This window comes from Collimonas sp. (genome assembly GCF_039923675.1).
In the GTDB taxonomy this organism is placed as follows: Bacteria; Pseudomonadota; Gammaproteobacteria; order Burkholderiales; family Burkholderiaceae_D; genus Collimonas.
Window position 1 is genome coordinate 1 of sequence record NZ_JBDTCG010000107.1, and the last position, 22,726, is coordinate 22,726.

The 22,726-nt window shown below is 57.4% G+C and carries 20 protein-coding genes and 1 pseudogene; 7 read left to right on the plus strand and 14 right to left on the minus strand.

What is annotated here, in order from left to right; all coding sequences use genetic code 11:
* Positions 1 to 1,617: YadA-like family protein (locus tag ABI171_RS23860; RefSeq protein WP_348095041.1), on the plus strand; the 1,617-nt coding region annotated here is incomplete at its 5' end.
* 218 nt (positions 1,618 to 1,835) lie between these two features.
* The gene (locus tag ABI171_RS23865) at positions 1,836 to 2,864 is read left to right on the plus strand and encodes an aldo/keto reductase (protein WP_348095042.1); all 1,029 of its coding nucleotides are present in this window, start codon (positions 1,836 to 1,838) and stop codon (positions 2,862 to 2,864) included.
* Positions 2,865 to 2,880: 16 nt separating this feature from the next.
* Here ABI171_RS23865 and ABI171_RS23870 read toward each other — a convergent pair whose 3' ends face one another.
* The 4 genes from ABI171_RS23870 to ABI171_RS23885 all read right to left on the minus strand — a co-directional run bounded on the left by ABI171_RS23870 (position 2,881) and on the right by ABI171_RS23885 (position 7,257).
* Positions 2,881 to 4,311: an aldehyde dehydrogenase family protein gene (locus ABI171_RS23870; protein ID WP_348095043.1), complete on the minus strand. Its 1,431-nt coding sequence runs from the start codon at positions 4,309 to 4,311 to the stop codon at positions 2,881 to 2,883.
* Between the two features lie 216 nt (positions 4,312 to 4,527).
* Positions 4,528 to 5,739 carry an SO2930 family diheme c-type cytochrome gene (locus ABI171_RS23875; protein ID WP_348095044.1) on the minus strand — a complete coding sequence of 404 codons (1,212 nt, stop codon included), beginning with the start codon at positions 5,737 to 5,739 and terminating at the stop codon, positions 4,528 to 4,530.
* A 100-nt stretch (positions 5,740 to 5,839) separates the two neighbouring features.
* Positions 5,840 to 6,676: a parallel beta-helix domain-containing protein gene (locus tag ABI171_RS23880; protein ID WP_348095058.1), complete on the minus strand. Its 837-nt coding sequence runs from the start codon at positions 6,674 to 6,676 to the stop codon at positions 5,840 to 5,842.
* Positions 6,622 to 7,257 carry a hypothetical protein gene (locus ABI171_RS23885; protein ID WP_348095045.1) on the minus strand — a complete coding sequence of 212 codons (636 nt, stop codon included), beginning with the start codon at positions 7,255 to 7,257 and terminating at the stop codon, positions 6,622 to 6,624. The genes ABI171_RS23880 and ABI171_RS23885 overlap by 55 nt, the downstream gene beginning before the upstream one ends.
* 158 nt (positions 7,258 to 7,415) lie before the next feature.
* On the opposite strand from ABI171_RS23885, the gene ABI171_RS23890 reads away from it, so the two are divergent.
* Positions 7,416 to 8,324, plus strand: coding sequence for a LysR family transcriptional regulator (locus ABI171_RS23890; RefSeq protein ID WP_348095046.1), 909 nt, complete (start codon positions 7,416 to 7,418; stop codon positions 8,322 to 8,324).
* Between the two features lie 134 nt (positions 8,325 to 8,458).
* Here ABI171_RS23890 and ABI171_RS23895 read toward each other — a convergent pair whose 3' ends face one another.
* On the minus strand, positions 8,459 to 9,094 hold the full coding sequence (locus ABI171_RS23895; protein WP_348095047.1) for a 2'-5' RNA ligase family protein: 636 nt from the start codon (positions 9,092 to 9,094) through the stop codon (positions 8,459 to 8,461).
* A gap of 183 nt (positions 9,095 to 9,277) precedes the next feature.
* Between ABI171_RS23895 and ABI171_RS23900 the strand changes: the two genes are divergently transcribed.
* The 4 genes and pseudogenes from ABI171_RS23900 to ABI171_RS23915 all read left to right on the plus strand — a co-directional run.
* Entirely contained in the window at positions 9,278 to 9,505 is a 228-nt protein-coding gene (locus ABI171_RS23900; protein ID WP_348095048.1) for a transcriptional regulator, read from the plus strand.
* Positions 9,502 to 9,888 carry a type II toxin-antitoxin system death-on-curing family toxin gene (locus tag ABI171_RS23905; protein ID WP_348095049.1) on the plus strand — a complete coding sequence of 129 codons (387 nt, stop codon included), beginning with the start codon at positions 9,502 to 9,504 and terminating at the stop codon, positions 9,886 to 9,888. Before ABI171_RS23900 ends, ABI171_RS23905 begins: the two co-directional genes overlap by 4 nt.
* A gap of 124 nt (positions 9,889 to 10,012) precedes the next feature.
* Positions 10,013 to 10,645, plus strand: coding sequence for an ATP-binding cassette domain-containing protein (locus ABI171_RS23910; RefSeq protein ID WP_348095050.1), 633 nt, complete (start codon positions 10,013 to 10,015; stop codon positions 10,643 to 10,645).
* Positions 10,646 to 10,795: 150 nt separating this feature from the next.
* Positions 10,796 to 10,888 (plus strand): annotated as a pseudogene (locus ABI171_RS23915) (sugar O-acetyltransferase); the annotation flags it as partial.
* 11 nt (positions 10,889 to 10,899) lie between these two features.
* Here ABI171_RS23915 and ABI171_RS23920 read toward each other — a convergent pair.
* The 9 genes from ABI171_RS23920 to ABI171_RS23960 form a co-directional block, all read right to left on the minus strand.
* Positions 10,900 to 11,205 carry a hypothetical protein gene (locus tag ABI171_RS23920; RefSeq protein ID WP_348095060.1) on the minus strand — a complete coding sequence of 102 codons (306 nt, stop codon included), beginning with the start codon at positions 11,203 to 11,205 and terminating at the stop codon, positions 10,900 to 10,902.
* A gap of 57 nt (positions 11,206 to 11,262) precedes the next feature.
* Positions 11,263 to 12,432 carry a Wadjet anti-phage system protein JetD domain-containing protein gene (locus tag ABI171_RS23925; RefSeq protein ID WP_348095051.1) on the minus strand — a complete coding sequence of 390 codons (1,170 nt, stop codon included), beginning with the start codon at positions 12,430 to 12,432 and terminating at the stop codon, positions 11,263 to 11,265.
* Positions 12,429 to 15,806: an ATP-binding protein gene (locus ABI171_RS23930; RefSeq protein WP_348095052.1), complete on the minus strand. Its 3,378-nt coding sequence runs from the start codon at positions 15,804 to 15,806 to the stop codon at positions 12,429 to 12,431. Before ABI171_RS23930 ends, ABI171_RS23925 begins: the two co-directional genes overlap by 4 nt.
* The gene (locus ABI171_RS23935; RefSeq protein ID WP_348095053.1) at positions 15,793 to 16,428 is read right to left on the minus strand and encodes a DUF4194 domain-containing protein; all 636 of its coding nucleotides are present in this window, start codon (positions 16,426 to 16,428) and stop codon (positions 15,793 to 15,795) included. The genes ABI171_RS23930 and ABI171_RS23935 overlap by 14 nt, the downstream gene beginning before the upstream one ends.
* A gap of 3 nt (positions 16,429 to 16,431) precedes the next feature.
* Positions 16,432 to 17,880 (minus strand): DUF3375 domain-containing protein, encoded by a 1,449-nt coding sequence (locus ABI171_RS23940; RefSeq protein WP_348095054.1) that lies wholly within the window; start codon positions 17,878 to 17,880, stop codon positions 16,432 to 16,434.
* Between the two features lie 287 nt (positions 17,881 to 18,167).
* A complete protein-coding gene (locus tag ABI171_RS23945; protein WP_348095055.1) occupies positions 18,168 to 19,244 on the minus strand; it encodes a hypothetical protein in 1,077 nt (358 codons plus the stop codon).
* Between the two features lie 28 nt (positions 19,245 to 19,272).
* The gene (locus tag ABI171_RS23950; protein ID WP_348095056.1) at positions 19,273 to 22,020 is read right to left on the minus strand and encodes a DEAD/DEAH box helicase; all 2,748 of its coding nucleotides are present in this window, start codon (positions 22,018 to 22,020) and stop codon (positions 19,273 to 19,275) included.
* Between the two features lie 176 nt (positions 22,021 to 22,196).
* Positions 22,197 to 22,562: a type II toxin-antitoxin system VapC family toxin gene (locus ABI171_RS23955; protein ID WP_348095057.1), complete on the minus strand. Its 366-nt coding sequence runs from the start codon at positions 22,560 to 22,562 to the stop codon at positions 22,197 to 22,199.
* Entirely contained in the window at positions 22,556 to 22,726 is a 171-nt protein-coding gene (locus ABI171_RS23960; RefSeq protein ID WP_348095059.1) for a ribbon-helix-helix protein, CopG family, read from the minus strand. Before ABI171_RS23960 ends, ABI171_RS23955 begins: the two co-directional genes overlap by 7 nt.

Consider the following 22,726-nt stretch of genomic DNA (forward strand, 5'->3'; position numbering starts at 1 on the left):
TCGTTGTCCACCGGTCTGAGCACAACAAACAGTAATGTGGCTTCACTGTCGACTTCTACGTCGACGGGCATCACGTCGCTGTCGACCGGCCTGAGCAGCATCAACAGCAATGTCACCTCGCTGTCGACTGGTATCACTTCGCTGTCCACGGGTTTGAGTACAACCAACAGCAACGTGACAGTGCTGTCGACTTCGACATCCACCGGCATCGCATCCTTGTCGACCGGCGTTGCGAATTCGGTTCAGTACGACGATCCTTCTCACAAGAGCGTTACGTTGGGAGGCGTTGGCGCTACCGCGGCCGTCGTTCTTACCAACGTTGCGGCGGGCGCGAAGCCGACTGACGCGGTTAACTTCAGCCAGCTGTCGTCTTTGTCGTCGTCGACTTCAAGCGGCTTGAGCACTGCCACGAGCGGCATCAACTCCTTGTCGACCGGTCTGAGCAGCACCAACAGCAACGTCAGCTCCTTGTCGACGTCAACCTCGACCGGCTTGTCCACCAACACCAGCAGCATCAACTCGCTGTCGACCGGCCTGTCGAGCAATACGTCGAACGTCAACTCTTTGTCGACCGGGCTGTCGACCACCAATAGCAGCGTGACTTCGCTGTCGTCATCGACATCTACCGGCATTTCTTCTCTGTCGACCGGTATTTCGTCCTTGTCGACCGGCTTGAGCCAGATCAATTCGATTTCGACCGGCATCACCACGATCATCAACGGCGCCACCTCCCTGTCGACATCGCTGAAACCGCTGGTGGATGCTTCCAACGCGGCGGCGGCCAACGGCGCTACGGTTGGCCCGACCATCATCGGCGGCGCCAACAGCGACGGTACGGTGCAGACACGCGGCACCAGCGGTACGACGATCAAGAACGTGTCCGCGGCGACTTGCACCACCGCCAACGGCGTCGACGCCACCGCTTCCGGCCTGTGCGCGCAAGCCACCAAGGATGGCGCCACCGCGCTCGGTTCGAACGCCCAGGCCACCGGTATCAACACCACGGCGGTCGGCTTCCGCGCGCAGGCTACACAAGCCGGTTCGGTCGCCATTGGTAACGACGCCCAGGCCACCGGCGATCCTACCGTCGCCATCGGCCAGAGCTCGCGCGCCACCGGCAACCAGGCGGTAGCGGTGGGGGCGACGGCGCAGGCCACGGGCAACAACTCGACCGCAATCGGCAACAATGCCCAGGCCACTGCGGACAATTCCGTAGCGGTGGGCACCAATTCGGTCGCGACCCAGGCCAATACGCTGTCGGTCGGCTCGGCCGGCAACGAACGCCGGATCACCAACGTCGCGCCCGGCATCAACCCGACCGATGCGGTCAACATGTCGCAGCTGAACAGTTCGATAGGCAACCTGAACAGCTCGATCAACGACGTCAACGTGAAAGCACGGCAGGGGATCGCCGCAGTGACGGCGATCACGATGATTCCGCAAATGCCCGACAACAAGAACTACTCGGTCGGCCTGGGCGTCGCCAACTATGCCAACCAGGCGGCGATCGCCGCAGCGGTGCAGGGCAGGGCCAACGACAACCTGACCTTCAAGATCGGGGTCGGGGTCAGCGGCAGCCAGGTTACCTACGGCGCCGGCGGCAACTTCTCGTGGTAAGCGCATGGCGGTAGCGCAAGGCAAGGCGTAGCCTGCGCCTCGCAGACGATGGGACCGCCGCGGCGGTCCCATCTGTCGTTTACCGCTCTTCTGCCGGCCCGGCAACGACGTCTGCAGGATTGTCGTACAATCCCTAAAGTTGCCTCACGGATACTTTTAGCGCAATCTTCCTGCCGTCTGTCGCTTCGCTACTGCATTCGCCCAACAGGAGAACCACCATGCAATATGCCATGCTCGGCCAGACCGGCCTGCTGATTTCCCGCCTCGCTTTCGGCGCCATGACTTTCACATCCGGCAACAAGGATATCGGCGCGATCTACAAGGTTGGCGCGCAGTTGGCCGATGAACTGGTGGGGCACGCCCTAAGCGCGGGCGTTAACTTGTTCGACACCGCGGACGGCTATGCCGGTGGCGAATCGGAAACCTTGCTGGGGCAAGCGTTGAAATCGCGCCGCAATGAAGTGGTGATCGCTACCAAGGTGGGGTTCCGTACCGGGCCGGCGCTGTCGCAGTCGGGCCTGTCGCGTCGACACATTTTGTGGTCGATCGATCAGAGCCTGAAACGGCTCAACACCGACTGGGTCGATATCTACATCGCGCACCGGGAAGATCCGCACACACCGCTGGAAGAAACGCTGTGGGCGCTGGACGCCGTGGTGCGCTCCGGGAAGGCGCGCTATATCGGCTTTTCCAACTGGTCGGCCTGGAAGGTGGCGGCCGCGCTGGAAATCCAGAAAGCCAACGGCCTGGCGCCGTTCACCCACGGCCAGATGCATTACTCGCTGCTGGGCCGCGATGTCGAGCGCGATGTAGTGCCGATGATGCGCCGCTACGGACTCGGCATGACCGTATGGAGCCCGTTGTCCTCAGGTTTCCTGAGCGGTAAATACACGCGTGCAAGCCTGTCCCATCCGGACAACCGCTTCTCCGGCTTCGACCTGCTGCCGTTCGACAAGGAGCACGGCTTCGCGGTGGTGGAACATATGCGCGCCATCGCCCGCCATCACAACGCCAGCGTGGCGCAGATCGCGCTGGCCTGGCTGCTGGCGAAGGATGTGGTCAGCAGCGTGCTGATCGGCGCCTCGAAACTGCCGCAACTGGAAGACAACCTCGGCGCCGCCGACATCAAGCTGAGCGCGGAAGAAGTCGCCGAACTCGACGCCGCCACGCCGCTGGCGCCGGTCTACCCGAACTGGTTCATCGACAAACTGACCGACCAGTTCGCCGTCGAAGCACTGGCCCGTTAGTCGCGAGCGGCCCGCATCAATCCGTCTTGATGAACAAATTGACCAGCTTGCGCGTCATCCCGGTATAGGGCGGGTAAAACATCTTGGCCAGCATGATGCGGCCACGCACTACCGCGCGCTCATGCGAAAACGCCAGGAAGCCATGATGGCCATGGCCGCTGCCGATGCCGGAATTGTTGACGCCGCCGAAGGGCAGATTGCCGTGCAAAAACTGCACCACGCAATGGTTGATGCAAGCACCGCCGGAGGTAGTTTGCTGCATGACCTTATCGATGTTTTCCTGCTTGCGGCTCCATACGTACAAAGCCAGCGGCTTGGGGTCGGCATTGATGCGAGCGATCACCGCACTGAGCTCGGTAAAACCGATAATCGGCAGCAGCGGCCCGAAAATCTCTTCGCTCATGATCTTGGCGTCGTCGGGAATGCCGTCGATCAGCGTCGGCGCGATATAGCGCTGGCCGGCATCGACTTGGCCGCCGGTCACCACCCGCGCACCACGCGCAGTAGCGTCATCCAGCAAGGCCTTGACGCGCTCGGCATGGCGCTCGTTGACGATGCGCGCCAGGCACGGGCTGTCGATCTGTTGCGCGCCCTTGCCGTAGGCCTCTTCCAGCGCCACGATGCAATGCCGCAGGAATTCATCCTTGACGCTGGCGTGCACATAGACGTGATCGGGCGCGATGCAGGTCTGGCCGTTGTTGGTGAACTTGGCCCACAGGATATTCTTGGCCGCCATCGCCAGGTCCGCCGTCTCGTCGACGATGGTCGGCGATTTGCCGCCCAGCTCCAGCGTCACGCTGGTGAGATGCTTTGCCGCCGCCGCCATGACGATCTTGCCGACAGCGGGCGAACCGGTAAAAAAGATATGATCGAACGGCAGCTCCAGCAGCGCTTGCGCCACCGGCGCCGGTCCTTCGAACAGCGCCACTTCATCTTCCGTAAACACTTCGCGCACGATCTTGCCAATGATGGCGGACGCATGCGGCGTCATTTCCGATGGTTTGATCATCACCGCATTGCCAGCCGCCAGCGCCGACACCAGCGGGCCCAGGCTCAGGTTGACAGGATAATTCCAGGGCGCGACGATCAGCACCCGGCCCTTGGGCTCGTACTGCATGTAACCCTGGGTGCCGACCGCCATGCGCGACGGCCAGACCTTCTTCGGCTTCATCCAGCCACCCAGCTTGCGGATGGCGTCATTGGCTTCGGCGATCACCGGCAGGATTTCCGTCAGCTCGACTTCGGCGGCCGGCTTGCCGAAATCGGCGAAACCGGCGGCGATCACCGCGTCGCGATTGGCCAGTACGGCTGCTTTCAACTTGCGGATCTTGGCGATGCGTTCGGCCTTGGTGGATTGCCGCAGGCGCAGGGCGGTGGCGCGCTGTTGCTCGAACACGCGCAGGATGTCGCTCTTGATCACGTCAAGTTCAGTATCTACTCCAGTCACATTGGTGTTCATCGTCTGCCTTTGTTTTCGTTGTTATGGTTTTTATACAAGGCCGGAAAACCTGGTGAACGGCCAGCCGCTGCCGGAAAGAGACCGGCTTGTTCCGCCCATTATGTCTGACTTACGGCACAGTTTGGCATTCTCCTGAATCTTGGCTCGAATGGCTAGCGGCGATTTGTCCATTAGCCGGATTCGTCGATGATCGGCTGTAAGCTCCTAGGGCTGGCACGCCGCCTGCGACAACTGTGTTATCCAGGCGCGAATCATATCGTCACCTTCAGTGTGATTCACATGGCGCCCGATGACAGGCATCACCGCCTCTGTATCGGTGTGACTGATTCGGTAGGCTAGGATAGACTCATCCGGCTTGCCCGGCTGGATATCGTATTGATACGGCAGCCCGGGACCCGCATAGGCCAGGGGTTTTTTGCACACTCCCCATTTGCCGGATGCATTGACGTCGTTCACCACATTGAAGCCTAAGAACAAGCCGCTTTGCAGTGCTTGTCCGGTGGCGCTGTGACAATGCGCGCAGTTGACGTCGAGGTAGGCGCGCGCCCGCTCGGGCAGAGTTTGCGAGGTATCGCTCCAGTCGGCATTTTTCGGCGCATTGTCCACGCCCGAAAAGCTCGCCAGAAGCTTGAGTTCATCCAGATTGACCAGCTGATTTTTCATGCCGCTATTGTATTGATATGACTTATTCATATTGCGTGCTTTGGGACCGATAGGCAGGATCGCATTGCCGCCGGCGTTGGCGGTCGCGTGGCATTGCTGGCAAGCTTGCGCGTTCGGCACCGAATATTTGAATTGCTCGTGCGTGTTGTCGGCGGCGACCAGTTCTACCTGGACGCTGGCGCCGCCGGTCTTGAGCTTGGCGTCTTTCTGGTCATCATTCCAGACATAGGGCAGGCCCGCCCAGCTGCCGTCCGCTTGGCGCACCAGCACCCGCGTTTCGATCAAACGATTTTGTGTGAGATCGACGCTTTCTCCCTGGGTGGTCTGGTGACCGATGCGCTGGGCGCCGATGAAGGCTGGATCGCTGGCCGCAGCCTTCGGATAATAAAAAGTTTTCATGATCACCGATCCCACCGGAAAGTCAAAGGTGGTGTCGGCGTTATACGTAATCTGCTTGCCCTGCGGGACATAGATAGCGCGGAATTTGAAGGCGTAGTCAGAGAACAGAGTTGAATTCAAATCGTACGGCACTGCGCCGGCATTCAGGGTCAAGGTTTGTCCGTCAGACAGCAGGAACTGCCAGTCCGAAAGATTGGCAGGCGCGGTGTATTTGTCAAATACCTTGATCGCACCGGTATTGACGGACGTGGCGTCGTTGCTGCTGCCGCCGCCGCAACTGCTCAACAGGGCAGACGCCGCCAGAAAGGCTGCGGCAAGCAGCAGGGAGCGTGTCAGGGTGTGTGTAATTTTCATGCGTATTCTCCGTGCTTGCGCAGCTGCTGCGCGTGTGGATGCGTTGGATTTTTCCGAGTCCGGTTTGCGCCGAAGCAGTTCTTCGCCTTGGCGTGCAAATTCAAAATACCGGCATGTCAGGAATGGCCGGCAAGCTGAGGGTGCAATTCATGCGGGCGGGGAACGGGAAGTTCGGCCCTTGCGCGGATCCGCTTAACAAGCCGAGAAGATTCAGGTCCATGCTTTCATAAGACAGCAGCCCGTCGATCAACGGTGTGTCAAGGGTGTTGCCTTTAACGCAGATGGCAAATTCCGGCTTGAGCGCGCCGCCGCTGCCGTCGCTGGCGGTGCCGCCGCCTTTGCTCGGATCGGCATCGACGATGCCATCCCAGATGCCGTATGCCAGTTGTTGCGGCTGGCCGAACGATTTGAGCTGTGCAAACAAACCATCGACGACAGGCTTGAGTTGGTTTGGATCGGCAAAAGCGCCGCCTGGCGCATAGCCCGAGTTGGAAATGATGTTGTCGTGCGCGTACACGGCATGCACGTAGGGCTCATACTGCGGGTCGTTAAAGGCAATGCCGGTCGCCTGGAAGCTGATCGCCAGGATGCTGGTGGTTTTGTGGTCTTCGATCCGGTTGTTCAGGATTTCGGTATTGTCGGCGGCCAGCACCATCACCGCGGTTCCGGGCGGTACTGCGGTCACATAGCCGGTGGCGTTCGATGCGACCGCCGTATTGTTGCTGTAGATATGATTGTTTTGCACCTTGGCGTTCGCTCCTTTCTTGATGACATAGGACGTGCCGGGCAAGGAGAAAACCAGGATGCCGCCGGTATTGTCATGGATGTCATTATTTTCGACGATGGCATTGTCAGAGTTCTCGATTTCGATGCCGGCGACATTCAGAAAGGCTTCGTTTTTCTGCACGCGGATATTCTCCGACTGTCCCACGTACACGCCGGCATCGCGGGTGCCGACGATCTTGCTGTTTTGACGATCACGCCTTTGCAATTGACCGGATACAAGCCATAGGCCATTTGCGAAGTATGAATCGGATCGCTGGTCCATTCCGCCCGCAGGCCGTCCATCGTCACGTTCGATGAAGCGGAAACAAACACGCCGTTTCCGACCGCATCTTCCACCGCAAAATTGGTCAACGTGATGCCTTTTACGTTAAAGGCTTGAAAGCCGTTTTTCGACGAGGCGCCGGCGAAGGACAGTATGGTGTCTTTCGAGGGATCGTTGCCGCTGCCCTGGCCGCTCATCGTGATGCCGTCGGTATTCATGGTCAGCGGGCCATCGAACCTGAATTTTCCCGAAGGCAGGATGATGGTGCTGCCTGGTTTGACTTGATAAAGGATATTGCTCATGTCGCTGTCATTCATCTGGGCCGCCGTCACCTTGATGATGCCGCTCGCGCTATCGGGCGCGGCCGGGGCGATGGGGCCGCCACCCCCATCACCACAGGCCGCGAGCACCGTGAGTGCCGTAACTGTGGCCGCTATCACGAGGCGCGAGCGGAACTGGAATTGCATCATCAAATGTCTCCCTGGTTTTTATTGTGGACAATACTTGTGTCACTGTTTTTTGCTTTGCCGTTATTAAAGCCTTGATTTCCAGCAATATCCAATGCATTCTTTAAGACCATGTGATGCATTGTTTGCATCTGGCTTGAAAATACTAAAAAATCAGAGACGTGGAATCCAGAAAATTACAACACATGCTGGCCTTGGCGGCAGAGGGTAGTTTTGCCCGAGCCGCCGAGCGTTCACACCTGTCGCAGTCCGCGTTTTCGCGCAGTATCCAGGCCCTCGAAAAAGAACTGGACCTGGTGTTGTTTGAACGAACCCCGAAGGCCGTCCTGCTCACCAGTGCCGGCAGGGTGGTGGCCCGCCATGCGCAGAACCTGCTGTCGGACACGCGCGCATTCATGCGCGATGTGGATTTGCTGAAGGGAGGGGAGTACGGTGAAATTTCGTTCGGGCTGAGCTCTTTCCCGTCGGGGATCCTGCTGCCATCGCTCTTGACGCAATTCATGGAAACGCACCCCAAGATAAGCGTGCGCACCCATGTGGCCGGCGCCGACCAGCTATTGCGGCAATTGCAGGCAGAGCAGATCGATTTTTTTGTAGCGGATGTGCGCGGCTTGCGGCAACAGGCGGATTTCACGACGCGCTGGCTGGACAAAGAGGATGCGGGATTTTTCGTGCGCCCCGACCATCCGCTGTGTGCGGAGGCCATGACGACGGTCAGCGCGCTATTGCAGTATCACCTGGCGCTGCCAAGCATCCCGACGATGCTGGAAGAGCGAGCCTGGAATAAATTGGGACTGAGCGCGCAAGAATACGTGAAGCTGATCTGCGACGATGTCACGATTCTCAAACGCATAGCCCAGAACAGTAATGCCTGTCTTTTTTCCACTCATTTTGTATTGCGCGAAGAACTGGCGCTCGGCCAGTTGCGCGCTTTGCATGTCGTTGACCTGCCGCCGATGAACGTGCATTTCGGAATCGTCCGGATGCGTGCGCGCAGCATTGCCCTGGTGTCGAATTTGCTGGAGCAGATGATCGTCGATAGGTTGACGTCGCTGGATGGTACCTCTTGACAGAAATAACAGACGGCGGGGCGGCTAGACAAGGAAAGCACGTATGCAACAGGATTGCCTGCTCCATTGATTTGTTCAGAGCGATGCAAAGATAAAACTGAGGGGATTTTTCGACATCTTGTTTTTGCAATGTGTCATTGCAAGTTGTGGCCCCGCGTTTTCCATTTATCGCGCAAGGACCATCTCCCCAGCACAGAGTATTCGCGATGCTGGCCGATGTGCCGGTTCAACAGCACAAACTCATCCACGTCGAATTCGATGGGTGGCACCGCCTGCGTGATGATTTTTTTGTTATCGTACAGCAGGGTCATGTGGGGCGTCATTGTCGACGGCCTGCGCGCGAAGCCAAACCGGTTCAAGCTATCTGCCAGATTCTGATGAAGCGCCTCCATGCCAATCACTCCCTCGTCGCCGCAAAGCACCGTAGGATAACGGTGCGACACGCCGGATTTGTTGCGAAAGGTGAGCGCCTGGTTGAACTGGACTCTACATGGCGCATGGACAACGCGAGCGGCTGCCAGGCGCGCGGCTTCGATCGTGTCATTCGGGTAGCCCACGTAATTGCCCACGAACAGAAGCGTTACGTGCAAATGCGCCGTGTCTATCAAGCTGCCGTGCAGATCGTATTTCTGGCGTAGGGTCTGGGCCAATTGCTGGGCGCGCGCAGTGGCAGCTTCTCCGGGCATGACGGCAAAGAAAATGCGGTCCGTTGGGCTGGGAGGGGATTCAACGCTTGGCAAAGACCTATCATCTTGTAGCATGGTACTCATCGTCCTTCCAAAAAATAACCGGCCTGCGAGCGCCGTCTTGGCAATGAAAACCGGTCCGGCTGATTGGGGATTGTGGCGCAATCTGACTGGTCCTCATGTGACCAGATCCATCAAGGCGCAACTCTTGGCTTGTAAAAATCAACTGTAGCTATATAATATTTATTATATAGTCTGGAGATTGCCATGTTGACTTTCAAAGTTACTACCGTTGGAGCGTCAGAGGGATTCATTCTGAACAAAGAGGCGAAAGCAAAACTCAATGTACAGAAAGGTGACACCCTTTACCTGACCGATGCTCCAGACGGCGGGTTGCGTATTACCCCTTACAATCCTGATTTCCAACGGCAGATGGAGTTAGCTGAACAAATTATGCACGATGACCGCGAGATCTTGCGTGCGTTAGCTAAATGAGTTCATGGCGCTGGATTCGGGCCGATTTGGTATATGCCGTTCACGAAAGCCAGCTGGCGCGACACGGCGGTCTAGATGGCATCAGGGATAAACCCGCAGTGGAATCGGCGTTAGCCCGGCCAGAACAGCTAGACGCGTACGACAAACCCGCACCCGACGTTGCCGATCTTGCGGCAGCCTATGCATACGGCATAGCGCATAACCATGGCTTTAGCGATGGCAACAAGCGTACAGCCTGGGTAGTTGCCCGCGTATTCCTGGCAGACAATGGAATCGGCTTAAGCTTTACTGCAATTGATGCCATCCGCGCCATGGAAGCCGTTGCCGCCGGGTCATTGAGCGAGAAACAATTGGCTGAATGGTTCCGACAGCGCATCAGCTGACGCATCTCTATCCAGCGGTCCCTGTGCAACCCAGAATCATTTCGCTTGCTCAGCAAAAACCTCGCGCGCTGCGTGCGCCAGATTAATCAACGTCAGATAATCCGATTTTTTTGAAAATCCATCCATGCCCGCTCATCAAACCCCAATCCTGCAAGCCGCCAACCTGACTTTTCATTATCCCGAGCGCGCATTGTTCAGCAACTGGTCCGCCGAGATTGCGGCCGGCGTCACGCTGGTGCGCGGCGGCGACGGTAGCGGCAAGAGCAGCTTGCTGCAGTTGCTGGCCGGCGTACTGCCGGCGCAGGCGGGGCAGTTGCAGATCGGGGATGTGCGCCTGGACCTGCAGCCTGAGGCCTACCGGCGGCAAGTGTTTTGGGTAGATCCCCGTTCGGAAGCATGCGACCAGCTCACAGCGCACGCGTATTTCGCGTCGCTGCCTGCCGCCTATCCCGGATTCGACAACAGCTTGCTGCCGGCCCTGGCCGAAGGATTGTCGCTGACGCCGCACCTGGATAAAAAATTGTACATGCTGTCCACCGGCAGCAAACGCAAAGTCTGGCTGGCCGCCGCTTTCGCCGCCGGCGCCGCGCTCAATCTGCTGGATGATCCGTTTGCCGGGCTGGACAAGGCGTCGATCAATTTTGTCGTGATGATGCTTAACCAGGTTGCAGCCAATCCGGAGCAGGCTTGGGTGATTGCGCTGTATGAGGCGATGGAGGGCGTGCCGCTGGCGGGAGTGATAGACCTGGGAGATTGAGAAAAACACCTCAGATTCCGATAGCGGGTCATTTTGCACTGCTGCTCTGGCCGGACTTCGCCCTTCCGCTCCCGGCTATACTCAGCCAATCTCGGCGTGGCCTTTGTGCGCCGAAACGCAGGTTCAAACCCAATTCAAGGAAAAGAACGCATGTCGAATGATGATGGCACCAAGATTATTCCAAGGAGAACGCCCGAATCAGCGGCCTTGCTGGCCAGCGTCAAGCGGGCCATAGCGATCACGGTAAAGTATCTTTATCTATCAATAGCAATAGAATACTCTTTCTGGCAATACGAATTTGGTTGAATAAATTCAGGAAAAAATATCAATCTCTCCTTGTCTACCCATAATCGATAAGACGTAGTTTTCAAGAAAAATGAGCAGCTTTTTTCAAAATTGTCTTTCATCATATCTTGGCTATCAACAATTAATCTATCGGACGCCTCGTCATTCAATTTGATCAACCCTGTCACACCTGTTGATACACCATCCTTAATTGATGGCACCAATTCGTCCACCAATTTCATTGGCGAAACTTTGCTAATTTGTGTAGGCTGCATTCGCATTTTGTGAAACCGGCCGCACAGCCTAAGACGGCTGGGTCAACACCCTCACGACTATGTGCGCAATAGAGATTCCAACCGTTGATAGCCGATGTACTCTTGTTCCAGTCTCAGCCCCGCCTGAATGCGGTCGTGACGCAAATCATCGAATAGCGACATTTCTTCAGGACCAAGGCGAGGCAAATCGTGGAGCACTTGCTCTCTCTCGGTTCCCCACGATGTCTGGTGCGCCATCAACGTGGCACGATCCATCAGCAATGATTCCACATGCGAAAAGCGCGCGCGTAGCTGGTCCAGGATTGCGAAGCCATGCGTATCGATATCGCCCCAGTACCGGATGGTGCAAGCATTGAGCCATGCTGCTTGCGACAATGCTTCCCAGCCATAGCCTGCGCCGAATATAACAAGACTGTCTGGAACGTTAGGGAAAGCCAGGAAATTAGTTTCGTTCTCAGTGATAAAAACTTGCCGCACCGCTGGCTGAAGTGCCGCGAAATTTACAGCGTCGACTGCCACGTCGGGACAAAGAGAACCAGACAGCAGGATGAGACGGGGATCGAGAACGCGAAAGCGGATCCGCACCGGCTTGTCGCGGAAGCCGTAACGGGTGGCGAACTGCGTTGCGCCGCTGCGCGAGGCGTCGATGGCGTCCTGCGGCAAGACCAGGTCCAACAGTTCCGACAATACGCCACGATAGCTTTCAATGAATTTACTGTGCACGCCGGGAATATCCACCTGGCGCAGGTAAATTCCGGGTCGCGGATGCTGCTGAATCCACAGTACGATGTCTAGCAATTGGCGCCAATCCGCGGCCAACGCCAATCCACGCAAAGGACGCCGCGCCAGCCATGGCAGCACAGCAGGGAGGCGCTGACGGCTTTGTTCGATCAGTGTGCGAAAGCGGGCGGCATCCCTTTGCTTGCCAATGAAGCTGAAGGCCTCTTCCAGACTGTCGATCCAGGCTGACTGCGGCACGACATTGTTGCCAAAAACACGGTGCGAAAAACTGCGCATTTCGATGCGAACGCAAGGCGTCGCTGCCAACTCCGCGATCCAGCTGCGGACCTCACCGAAACGTTCCGTCATTTCCGCCGAAGTAGGGCACTTCAAAACCAGGCGCTTCGGGAAATCCGGCTCGCCTTGCACCAGCATGGCCAGCAATTCCCCCCGGTCCCATAGTTTCTGCACCTGGGCGCGCAGGTCGACGGGCTGGGTCCAGTTCATTCGGCAATCCTCGCTTTTTCTTCGCGATACGCCTCGATGGTCAGGTTGCGCAGTCTGGAGACGCGTCCCTGCTCGTTGTGGACGAAACCGACGCTCGACACATGCGGCTCGATGATATGGATTTTCTGCAAGGGCGTCACGATCAGCAATTGCAAATTGAGCTGGGCAAACAAGCGCAAACCGTATTCCGCCGATTCGTCCGAGCCGCGGCCGAACGCTTCATCGATCACCACGAAACGGAAGGAGCGCGAACGCACCACGCCCCATTCCAGGCCGAACTGGTAGGCCAGGCTGGCCGCCAGCACGGTGTAGGCCAGCTTCTCCTTCTGGCCACCGGATTTGCCGCCGGAGTCGGAATAATGTTCATGCTCGGTGTTGTCTTCACGCCAGCGCTCGCTGGCGGCAAAGGTGTACCAGCTACGCACGTCACTGACCTTGGCGGTCCAGCGCCGGTCCAGTTCGGACAGGCCATCGCGCCCGCGGAAGCGATCAATGATGGCTTTGACCTGCAAGAACTTGGCTTCGGAGTACTGGGCGTCCTCCGATCCGGTCAGCGTGCCTTCAGTGCAAGCCTTCAGCTCGCTCTGGAATTCGCGGATCTCGATATCGGGACTGGGCTGCGATTCCAGCTCAATGTAGCGGCCCGGGTTATAGTCGATTTGCGTCAGCGATTCATTGATGCGGCCGATACGTTCCTTGATCGTTTCGCGCTCGCGCGCAAGCTGGCCGTTGAAGTTGGCGATTTCGTTGATGGTGTTGACGTTCAACAGTTCCTTGAAGCGGCTTTCGAAGCGCGGCAGGTCGTCGCGGCCCAGTTGCTCCAGCAGCTTGCGGTATTCGAAATCGGCGTCGATATTGGCATCGAACTCGCTGGTTTCCAGCTTGAACTCTTCCTTGAAACTCATCATGGCTTGCGTGATCTTGTCGCGCAAGCGCCGCAACGCTTTGTCTTCGGCGTCGATGTCTGCTTGCAGCCAGCTGCGCGTATCCTGCTCGCGGTTGTCGCAAGACTCTACGGTCAGATGATGTTCGCCCAGCGCCTTGTCGCGTATCTCCTCCAGTCTGCCGGCAACAGCATCCAGCTGCTCCTCGGATACCGAGGTAAAAATGGCGGCGGTTTGCGCCTGCAGGTCGACGGCCGCCTCCAGCTTGGTTTGCACTGAGCCGAGTTCCTTGTTGCGAACGCCAAGATCGATGTCACAGTCCTTTAGGGCTGCCTGCAACTGCAAAAGCTGGGCGTTGAGCTGCTTGAGCACATCCGATGCGGCTTCCAGCTTGCGGTACGCGTCGGTGAGACGGGAGATTTCCGCCACTAGCGGCATCCAGTCCAGCTCGCGGAAGTCGGTGAATTCTTCCAGCTTGGCCAGCGCGGCCAGATCCTGCTTGACCATGTCGCGTTCGCGCTGCACTTTCGCAATCAAAGCGCCATGCTCGGCGATACGCTGCTCCAGCTGTTTCGCCTGCGCTTGCAAGGCGGCGATCTTGGCCTGGTTGGACCAGCCTAGCACGTACTGGCTGCGATCGCCGATGGAACGACGATCGTCCTTTTCGTGACGGCCGCTGGGATCTTTCAGCTGACCGGCCCGCGTCACTGCACGCGTCTCGCGCCGAAACTGTTCCTGCGTAGTGCAGCAAGCCACGTTGAAGCGGTGCGCCAACTCGCGCTCCAACCAATCGTAGAAGGGGGAATCCGGCTTGACGGACAATTTCCGCACTAACGAATCGTTATGTAATTCCGGCAACGGGCCGCTGCGGGCCGCCCGTACATGGTAGTAGACCAATCGCCCCTGCAAATGGTTGCGGTCCACCCATTCAGCGACGTCCTTGTAATGTTCATCGGGCACCAGCAAGGCCAGGCCGAAACCGCGCAACAGGCGTTCCGCCGCACCTTCCCAGTCCTTCTCCTCTTGCCGCACCTGGATCAATTCACCGGCGAACGGCATGGCTTCCGGATCAATGCCAAGCCCCTGGCACAGCACCTCGCGGATTTTTATCTGGCGGTCGTCGATATTGCTGCGGCGTGCTTTCAAACTGGCGATTTCGCCGGCCAGCGCAGTGTGTTCTTCCCGGTCTTTACGGAACACATATTCATGGTCCTTGCTGGCATTCTCCAGCGCGGTATCACGCTCTTTCGTACCCTCGCTCAGAGCGGAAAATTCTCGGCGCTGTACTAGAAATGCGTCTTCACTGGCCGCCGCCTGTTCGCCAATCAGCCCCGTGAGCGTGGCGTAGCGGCCGGCTTTTTCCTTGCGGCTCAACTGCTCACGTTGTTTCAGCTTGATCTCCGCGTCTAGCCGCTGCAGATGGTCACCACCATTGGCGGCCACAGCGCGCCCCAATGTATCAACCTGAATCCTCTGCTCGGCGCTTTGGGATTCCAGATGGCGCACATGCGCCATCAATTTTTCCTCGTCTTCTTGCAGATTGGTCACGCGCTTGTCAAGCAGGTTCAGCTTCAACCCGGCGAAATAGGGCCGTAACAACTCGCGGCACAAGCGCAGGGATTCTATCGCTGCCGCCAGGCCGCCATGGCGGTCGCAATCCGCAACCAGAGGCGTCAGCATGGTCACTTGCCGCTTGGCCTTGAGCACCGCTTCGTGGGCGCGGTTCAAATCGTCAAAATGCGCAATCAGGGCGGCAATGCGCGGCGCCACGTCGAACGGTTCCAGCATATGGCTGCGCACGAAGTCGGTCAGGTTGCCGACCGATTTCATCGAGACCGTCTGGTGGAACAGTTCCAGCGCTTGTTCGTTGTCGATGCCGAAGCGACGGCGGAACCAGGCGCCGTACTTGGGGAAACTGTCTTCGATTTCCGCGCCGAGGCCGCGCAGTTTTTTGCGCAGCTGGGTGATGTCGCTACCGAACTGGGAAAAATCCGTGGCGATCGACAGCGCGCGTTCGGCCCCAAGATAGAAGCGCCCCGGCTGGCTATGGGCGTCTTTCATCCAGAATACCTGGGCCAAGGTAACGGTCTGGTCATAGCCGGCGTTATGAAACACGCCGAGGATGACGGAGTAGGTGTTTTGATCGCGCAGGCTGACCGGCTTGGAGGCGCCGGTCGCTTCATTGCGCTCGGATTTATAGTGGCCCAGCACATAGGAGCGCAAAGAACGTTCCTTGGCGTCGGCGCCGGCTGCCTTGTTATAGGCGACGCGGTTGGCCGGCACCAGCAGTGTGGTGACAGCATCGACCAGCGTCGATTTGCCCGAACCGATATCCCCCGTGAGCAGACCGTTCTTGCCATCCAGCTGAAGAGTCCAGACCCGGCCGTCGAAAGTGCCCCAGTTAAATACCTCCAGCCGCATCAGACGAAAACCCGACAAGACATCGGGTCCGGCCAGTTCCAGGCCAAGCGTATCGTTATCGCGATGCATCAGCTATCCCTCCACTGTCGGGCGCGAGCTGAGCCTGGTAGGCAGCCAGGCGCGCGTCAAATTCGGACAGCCACTGCGCGTCGACGAAAGCCTTGAGGATTCGCTGTACTTCATAGCTGGGCGGACCGCTGCTGCCTTTCAGTTGGCGCAGGAAGCCGAGATCGACAATTTTATTGGCGTGGGTTTCGATCTGGTCGATGATCCTGGTTTCATTGCTGCCGGCGGGGAGAAACAAGCGCAGCAGTTCCACGATATCGTCGCGCGAGAGGATCAGGCGCGTACCGCCGCTGCTGGCGTCGAATTCGGCCAGCTTCTTGCGCAGCAAGGCGAGCAGCAAACTGACTGGAAACGACAATGGGCGGCGCGCCACCAGGCGCGGCAATTTAGGCGCCGTGTCCTCCTCCGCAACGGCCTTGGCGCGCAAGAAAGCATAACCTTCAGCCTCGTCGAGCACCAGCTCCAGATTCAGCACGGCCATGTAATCGCGCAGCTGCGTCTGCAGCTCGAGCAGCGTGCTCCACAAGCGGGCGTCGGTTTCCCGGTAAATCACTCCCTTGAGCAGGGTGACGGCCAGCATTGACAGCTCGTTGCCAGCCAGCGCCTGTGCTTCTATCTGTTCCATTGCTTACCTTACAAAAATGACGCGCGACATCTGCACGCGCCGCATGGCTGGCGCCGGATCGCTGCCTTGCCATGTAATCCATTCCACCACATCTTCATCGATCACGGAATTGGGCGTCTCGCTCGCCAGTTGCAGATAAGCGATCAGCTCGGCCAGCCCATGCTCCAACGGCTGGCGCGCAAGCAAATCCTTCAGTGTGATCTGGGTCTGCGTTTGCAGGGCTTGCCGCACGTTGGCCGCCAGCTTGGCCTTATCCACCACGATCTGCGCATACAGCACCGCAGCGTCGATGCTGCCGTCGCCCGCTTCCAAACGGATATTGGCGATCTTCGGCTTCACTACCGGCGTATGCAAGGGACGCTCCATCGGCAGTTCAATCTCTGCGGCGACGTCGGCGATCTCCATCACGGCAGCGGCCGGCGGCGTTTCCCTGAGCGCCAGCGCCTTGGCTTCCACGCCGCGCAAGATATCCATGATACGGCGGTTTTCCAGCCAGGCCTGGTCGTCGAGGAAACGCCGCAGCTGCTGCGACAGTTGCGCCACGGTGCGCTGGGTATGCTCGCCGGCTTCCAGCCAATCGTAATGCACGCGGCGGATGCGTGTGTCGGGCTTGAGGTCCGCCACTGGCGGCAAAGCGAGCACCTTGGTCAGCAACTCGGTCAGTTCTTCCTGGCGGCTGCTGGACATCAGAAAATCCCAGAATGCGCGAAAGCTGCGCCCCTGATCGGAATCGGCAATCGCATCGCGCTCGCCCATGATCTGCTCCAGCAGCTCGCCCTTGGCGCCATCCCACAAAGCGATGCGCTCGCGCACATGCCGGTCCAACATGCGGAAGTTGTGTTCCACTTCGCGAAAGTCCGTCAGCAGGTCGCGTGCAATTTGCATGAACTGCTGGAAGCGGTCTTTCACCGCGGTGTCGTCAAGCAGAGGCACATTGCCGGCGCTGATTTGTACGATCTCGGCATCGATCTCTGCGCGGCGGGCATACAATTCCGTAAGCCGCTTGTGCGGATCGGTTTCGCTACCCTCGCTCATCTGCTTGAGTAGTTCAAACAAGGTCAGCAAGCGTGATTCGGTGCCGACGAAGTGGCGCGCAGCGAGCGTGCCCAGCCAGGCGATAGCCTTTTCCGTGGCTGGCATCAGATCGAATTGCGGCTCGTCCGAACCCTGGCGATAGAATTTGCGCAGCCAGCCCTTGTCGGCGGCGGCCCAGTCGTTCAGGTACTCGCTGGCAGCCTTGGGGAAGGCATTCGGACCCAACTGCTCGCGCAGGCCGAAGAGTTCATCTTCCAGGGCTTCCACCAGGTCTGCCGCCGCGATCATGCGCACATTCGGGGTGACAAAGACACGCTGCAGGAAGCTGGCGACCAAAGGCGCATGGTCGGAACGCAGCAGACGCCAGGCCGGGTGATGGCTGCGCAGAGAATCAAGGGTCGCGTAGTCAAGGCTCACGATGCTATTGTCCGGACGAAGAGGAAAAATGATTGAGCGGCATAGTAAAGACCGGGACCGCTGCTTGATTGGTAAAAAAACACTATCATACCGAATTCCAATTGAGCAATTTATTTACTTTTTTGCGGGCATTGCTGAATTATCCAGTGTTTGTGCCGATTATTTTTGCCAGGCGCACTTTATGTGTTTTTGACTAAAACCGCGACATATCAATTGGCAGCTACATGCGCCGTTCGGTACTCGATGTCCGAGCGGCTTTGTCCATCGGGCTTCATGCGATTACTCTGTTATTTCACCTTCGTCGTCCGCCTGACCTTTGTATAGTTCTCGATATGGGCTTCTGTCTGTTTGGTTGTGCGATATACGCCGCGCTCTTCAGTACGCAAAAGGACGCCTGATCCAAGCCAGCTTTGTTGCATATGGCGCGGAATACCGCGCGCAATCAGATCAGCTGGAGTGACGGTCTTGCTTTGTTTAGAACGGGGAGTTGCGACTTTTTTCTTTACCGGTTTCAGTTTGGCCTGCGCCGCGGATTTTGCAGTGCTTGTCCTTGAGTCGAGTGCGCGTTTAGCTGTACCCGCATGCTTTGGCGCGACCATGCGCGTCTTTGCTGTCAACGAAGGTGAAGATGGCGCAAGCTGCGATTCGTTCAATTCGATACCAAAGAGAGAAGACAGATCCGAGGTGTCCAGCTTCTGATGCTGGCTGGCGGTTGTTGGTGCATCGGCGATAGACATGCTGCCAGCCTGCCTGATCAACTCTAGCGGATCCACCTGACGCAGTAAAAACAACAATTCCGGCCGACTATCAAGACGGGCACCCACACCATAAAGTGTCGCAGCAACATGCTTGCACATGGAAGCCGAGTCGGGACAACTACAGCGAAATTTAATTTGCTTCGGCACCGGAAACAAACCATTGCCATGGCGCGTGACCACCTCCATCACAGCACTGGAAAGGCGGCCCTGCAAAAGCTCCACCAATGAAGCGACCTTGCCGGCGCATTCAGCAAGGATCGATTGCCAGAGTTTTGTCTCCAGGTCATTCACGCTAATATCGACTTCGTACATTTCCGATCCCGAAACCAGTGCGGAAATTTTTCCCCCGGCGATTTGCAGGTCGACCACCGAACCATTGCGCGCATAGGTCCGCCCGCGCGGTAGCCGGTTGGCATAGTCACTATAGGCTTCCAGGTTGTCACACCACTTCTTGCCCCAGAAGGTTTTGGCGATGGCGCGCCCCTCAATCACTACCGGGAGGCAAAGACGGCCTTTTTTCCTAAGCGCTTCAAGCTTGCGTTGGGCCTGTGCTCGGCGCTTTGCGACTGGCACATAAGGTGCCCAGCCTCCGTAAGAACGACTCATGTTAATTCCTCATGTGGCACTGATCAGCCTATTTTTCACCAGTCATGACACTGTTAATATCGAGCGACACGAGCTTAAGCAACGCGTCGTTGCTCATTTCTGTCAGCGACATTTCACCGCCGCCCGTGAGCATATCGTTGGACAAACCGAGTTTGGCTTCTATCAATGCGTCGATCTTTTCCTCTATGGTGCCGCGACAGATGAATTTATGCACTAATACATTTTTTTTCTGCCCGATGCGGTAGGCGCGATCGGTCGCCTGATTCTCCACGGCGGGATTCCACCAGCGATCAAAGTGAATGACGTGCGATGCGGCAGTGAGATTGAGACCGGTGCCACCAGCCTTGATCGAAAGCACAAAAAACGGCGGTCCTTGTTCCTGTTGAAAATGGTCTACCAAAGACTTGCGTGATTTTACCGGTGTTTTACCATGGAGCACCAGTCCTGGCTGGCCAAATACGCCTTGCAAAAACTCGGCTAGCGGGCCGGTCATTTCCTGAAACTGGGTAAACACCAGCACCTTCTCCTGACGCGCTGCGATGGCTTCCGTGATTTCGCGCAGACGAAAGAACTTGCCGCTGTCAGCCGGACCGTAGACGCCATCGCCCAGCCATTGAGACGGATGATTGCAGATCTGCTTGAAGCGCATCAGGAATGCCAGGACCACACCACGCCGGGAGATGCCATCCAACGTTTCAATCTGCTTAGCGAGCGCGTCTACCGCTTGCTCGTATAAGCTTGCTTGCAATCGGCTCAGTGTGCAGTAAGCCTTGACTTCAGTCTTGTCGGGGAGATCGGCAATAATGCGCTTGTCACTTTTCAGGCGCCGCAGGATATAAGGTTGCACCAGATTGCGCAACGGCGCATAACCTGCATGTTCATCTTGTTCCAACTGACGGGTAAAGCGTGTGAAGGCTTTGGCGGACCCTAACAATCCTGGGCAGATGAAGTCAAACAACGACCATAAATCGCCCAGTCGATTCTCCACGGGCGTCCCGGTCAACGCGAACCGAACCCGGCTTTTGAGTGCCTTGACCACTTGCGTCTGCCGGGCGCCTGGATTTTTGATCGCCTGCGCTTCATCAAGTACGACCATAGACCAACGTGTTTCTATCAGGCTCGGAAGACGAATCAAGCTGCCGTAGCTAGTGATGACAACATCGAAGTTGTTGATCTGCTCGCTAAGCAGCTCGGTGAGCGCGTTGCCAGATAATGCCGACGGATGGGCAACGAGAATGCGCAGGCTCGGCGCGAAGCGCGCAATTTCCGATTGCCAGTTGCCGATCAGCGAAGCGGGAAGTACCAATAAATGCGGTCCGGGATCGGCTTCGCGTTTTGCCAGCAAGAACAGGGCCAGAATTTGTACCGTCTTCCCTAGCCCCATGTCGTCCGCCAGACATCCGCCTAAACCAAGTCGGTTCAACCACCATAACCAGCGCACGCCATCTTGTTGATAGGGGCGCAGCTGTGCTTTGAGTTCAGGGCCAGGGTAGGCCTCGCCGTGCGGATTGCGTAGCCCATCGAGCGCCTCTTGCAACCAGTCGCCGGCGATCACCGTAGACCAGTCTGCGCTACCTTCGGGTAAGGCTCTCCGGTCATTGCCTTCTAACGCAGCACCCGCCAACAGGCGCATGCCATCAAGAAACGATATGCCGCCGCCGTCCGCATCGCGTTGCACTTTTTTCCAATGTGCCAACACGCTATCAAGCTTCTCGCGATCAACTTCGACCCAACGACCCTTGATCCGTACCAATCCCTCGCCCGCAGAGAGCAGTTGTTCCCATTCAGCGCGGGAGAGCTCTTCGCCATCGAGTGTGAGTGATACATTGAAATCCAGCATCGCATCCAGCCCCAATCCTGCAACGGATTTGCCGATATTGACTTGCACTTGCGGGCGCGGCGGCTGTTGCGGTTTCCACCAATCCGGAATGCGCACCACGATCCCGCATGCTTCAAATATCGGGAGATTACGCAGGAATTGATGCGCTTCACCGGGGGACCACGCAACGGGTTGAAAGATGGCGCCGGAGTCCACCAGCGATTGTAACCACGGACTCTGCTCGGCAGCCTTGTTGACCGGCAGTAGCAATCCCAGCAGCGTATTGCGGTCTCCTGTACTGGCGGATTCCTGGAGCGCTCGTCCCAGCGGCTGATGCTGCACGCGCGATTGCGGCGACACCCCCATCGCATAGGTGGCCAGGAAGGCAAATGGGGCTTGCAGATTGCTCTTGTTTTCGGCAAGGTGGAAACAAACACGTCCCACCAGGCTCCAGCTTGAATGTTTTTGCTTCAGCCACGCTTGTACATCGCCATTCTCAGCCGCGATCTCTGCGCGTGCCGCTGCCTGCAGGTCTGCCCAGAGCATGGCGAAGCGCGCCACATCCAGGTATTCCGCACCAACCATCGGCGGCATCGCAGCGACCAACTTCTCCAGTTCAGCGATAGGAGCAGCAATCTCGATACTCGCCCACTGGCCGGCCAGATCCGGGACCGCGCATAGGCGCGCCATAAATAAATGCGCCAGCTCGCGGCCGAACGCGAGGGAAGGCGGCAACCAGGTTTCAAGTTCCACCGCCCCCAGGTGCAGCAAACCATGGCCGCTACCACGTTCGAATGCCTTGGTGATGCGATTCGTGGCGGACTGCGAAAGATTGGACTGACTTGGAAGAAGCCCTAGATGAATTCTTCCTGTCGGTGATATGACGAGGTCGAGAACGCTACCTTCGATGTCGGGGCGGGACAGCGAGGGGAAACCGAAATCCAGTTCTTTAGTCATAACGTTATGCGTGATCGCTTTTTCATTTTTTGGCCGCTGCAAGAATTCGATATACGGAGGCCTCACCGATATGAAGTTGGCGAGCGTACATCGGCGGTACGCCCTTAATATCTTCAATGGTCGTTTTATTTCTCTTGAAAGATAGAATAATTGGCTCGTTAATTTCTAAATAATTTCTAAATTTGATATGGAATACGGATGCCCGGCTCATCATCCGAAAAATCTTTTGTGTTGCGCGTAACAAGTATTCGCCCGTTGACCTGGGCAGTTGCCCATACAAGGGCATCAGGTAATTTGACTCGATGCTTCAATCGAATAGTCACGGCAGTGTTTGCAACCCGCTCATCGATAGGCAAATTGGTGAAGCCATTTAAAAAACTTCGCATGACGGCTTCGGTTTCCGGTGTAACGCCTGCCATCACTTCCATCCAAGTAATAACGCTGATGGCCTTGTCAGAAAACCTCTCCAGTTCAGCTCTTGCCTGCTCGATCCCGTTTAGATAGTCAACCAGAATGGTGGTATCAAACAGAGCGCCTACCATTCTGAGCGCGCCTGTTCCTGGTACGCCAGGCCGTCTACCTTGCGATCACTCCACAGGCCGAACGCGCCTACCGTCGCCGGCTTATGCTTCAGCAAGTATTCAGCGATTGCTTCACGAATTATTTCAGCGCGAGATTTTTTTTCCGCCGCCGAAATATCGGCCAA

What these genes read in the sequence shown, in the direction of transcription:
- ABI171_RS23865 (WP_348095042.1), top strand. Translation starts at nt 1,836, where the DNA reads ATGCAATATGCCATGCTCGGCCAGACCGGCCTGCTGATTTCCCGCCTC.
- ABI171_RS23875 (WP_348095044.1), bottom strand. Translation starts at nt 5,739, where the DNA reads ATGAAAATTACACACACCCTGACACGCTCCCTGCTGCTTGCCGCAGCC.
- ABI171_RS23885 (WP_348095045.1), bottom strand. Translation starts at nt 7,257, where the DNA reads ATGATGCAATTCCAGTTCCGCTCGCGCCTCGTGATAGCGGCCACAGTT.
- ABI171_RS23895 (WP_348095047.1), bottom strand. Translation starts at nt 9,094, where the DNA reads ATGAGTACCATGCTACAAGATGATAGGTCTTTGCCAAGCGTTGAATCC.
- ABI171_RS23900 (WP_348095048.1), top strand. Translation starts at nt 9,278, where the DNA reads ATGTTGACTTTCAAAGTTACTACCGTTGGAGCGTCAGAGGGATTCATT.
- ABI171_RS23905 (WP_348095049.1), top strand. Translation starts at nt 9,502, where the DNA reads ATGAGTTCATGGCGCTGGATTCGGGCCGATTTGGTATATGCCGTTCAC.
- ABI171_RS23910 (WP_348095050.1), top strand. Translation starts at nt 10,013, where the DNA reads ATGCCCGCTCATCAAACCCCAATCCTGCAAGCCGCCAACCTGACTTTT.
- ABI171_RS23920 (WP_348095060.1), bottom strand. Translation starts at nt 11,205, where the DNA reads ATGCAGCCTACACAAATTAGCAAAGTTTCGCCAATGAAATTGGTGGAC.
- ABI171_RS23925 (WP_348095051.1), bottom strand. Translation starts at nt 12,432, where the DNA reads ATGAACTGGACCCAGCCCGTCGACCTGCGCGCCCAGGTGCAGAAACTA.
- ABI171_RS23930 (WP_348095052.1), bottom strand. Translation starts at nt 15,806, where the DNA reads ATGCATCGCGATAACGATACGCTTGGCCTGGAACTGGCCGGACCCGAT.
- ABI171_RS23935 (WP_348095053.1), bottom strand. Translation starts at nt 16,428, where the DNA reads ATGGAACAGATAGAAGCACAGGCGCTGGCTGGCAACGAGCTGTCAATG.
- ABI171_RS23945 (WP_348095055.1), bottom strand. Translation starts at nt 19,244, where the DNA reads ATGAGTCGTTCTTACGGAGGCTGGGCACCTTATGTGCCAGTCGCAAAG.
- ABI171_RS23950 (WP_348095056.1), bottom strand. Translation starts at nt 22,020, where the DNA reads ATGACTAAAGAACTGGATTTCGGTTTCCCCTCGCTGTCCCGCCCCGAC.
- ABI171_RS23955 (WP_348095057.1), bottom strand. Translation starts at nt 22,562, where the DNA reads ATGGTAGGCGCTCTGTTTGATACCACCATTCTGGTTGACTATCTAAAC.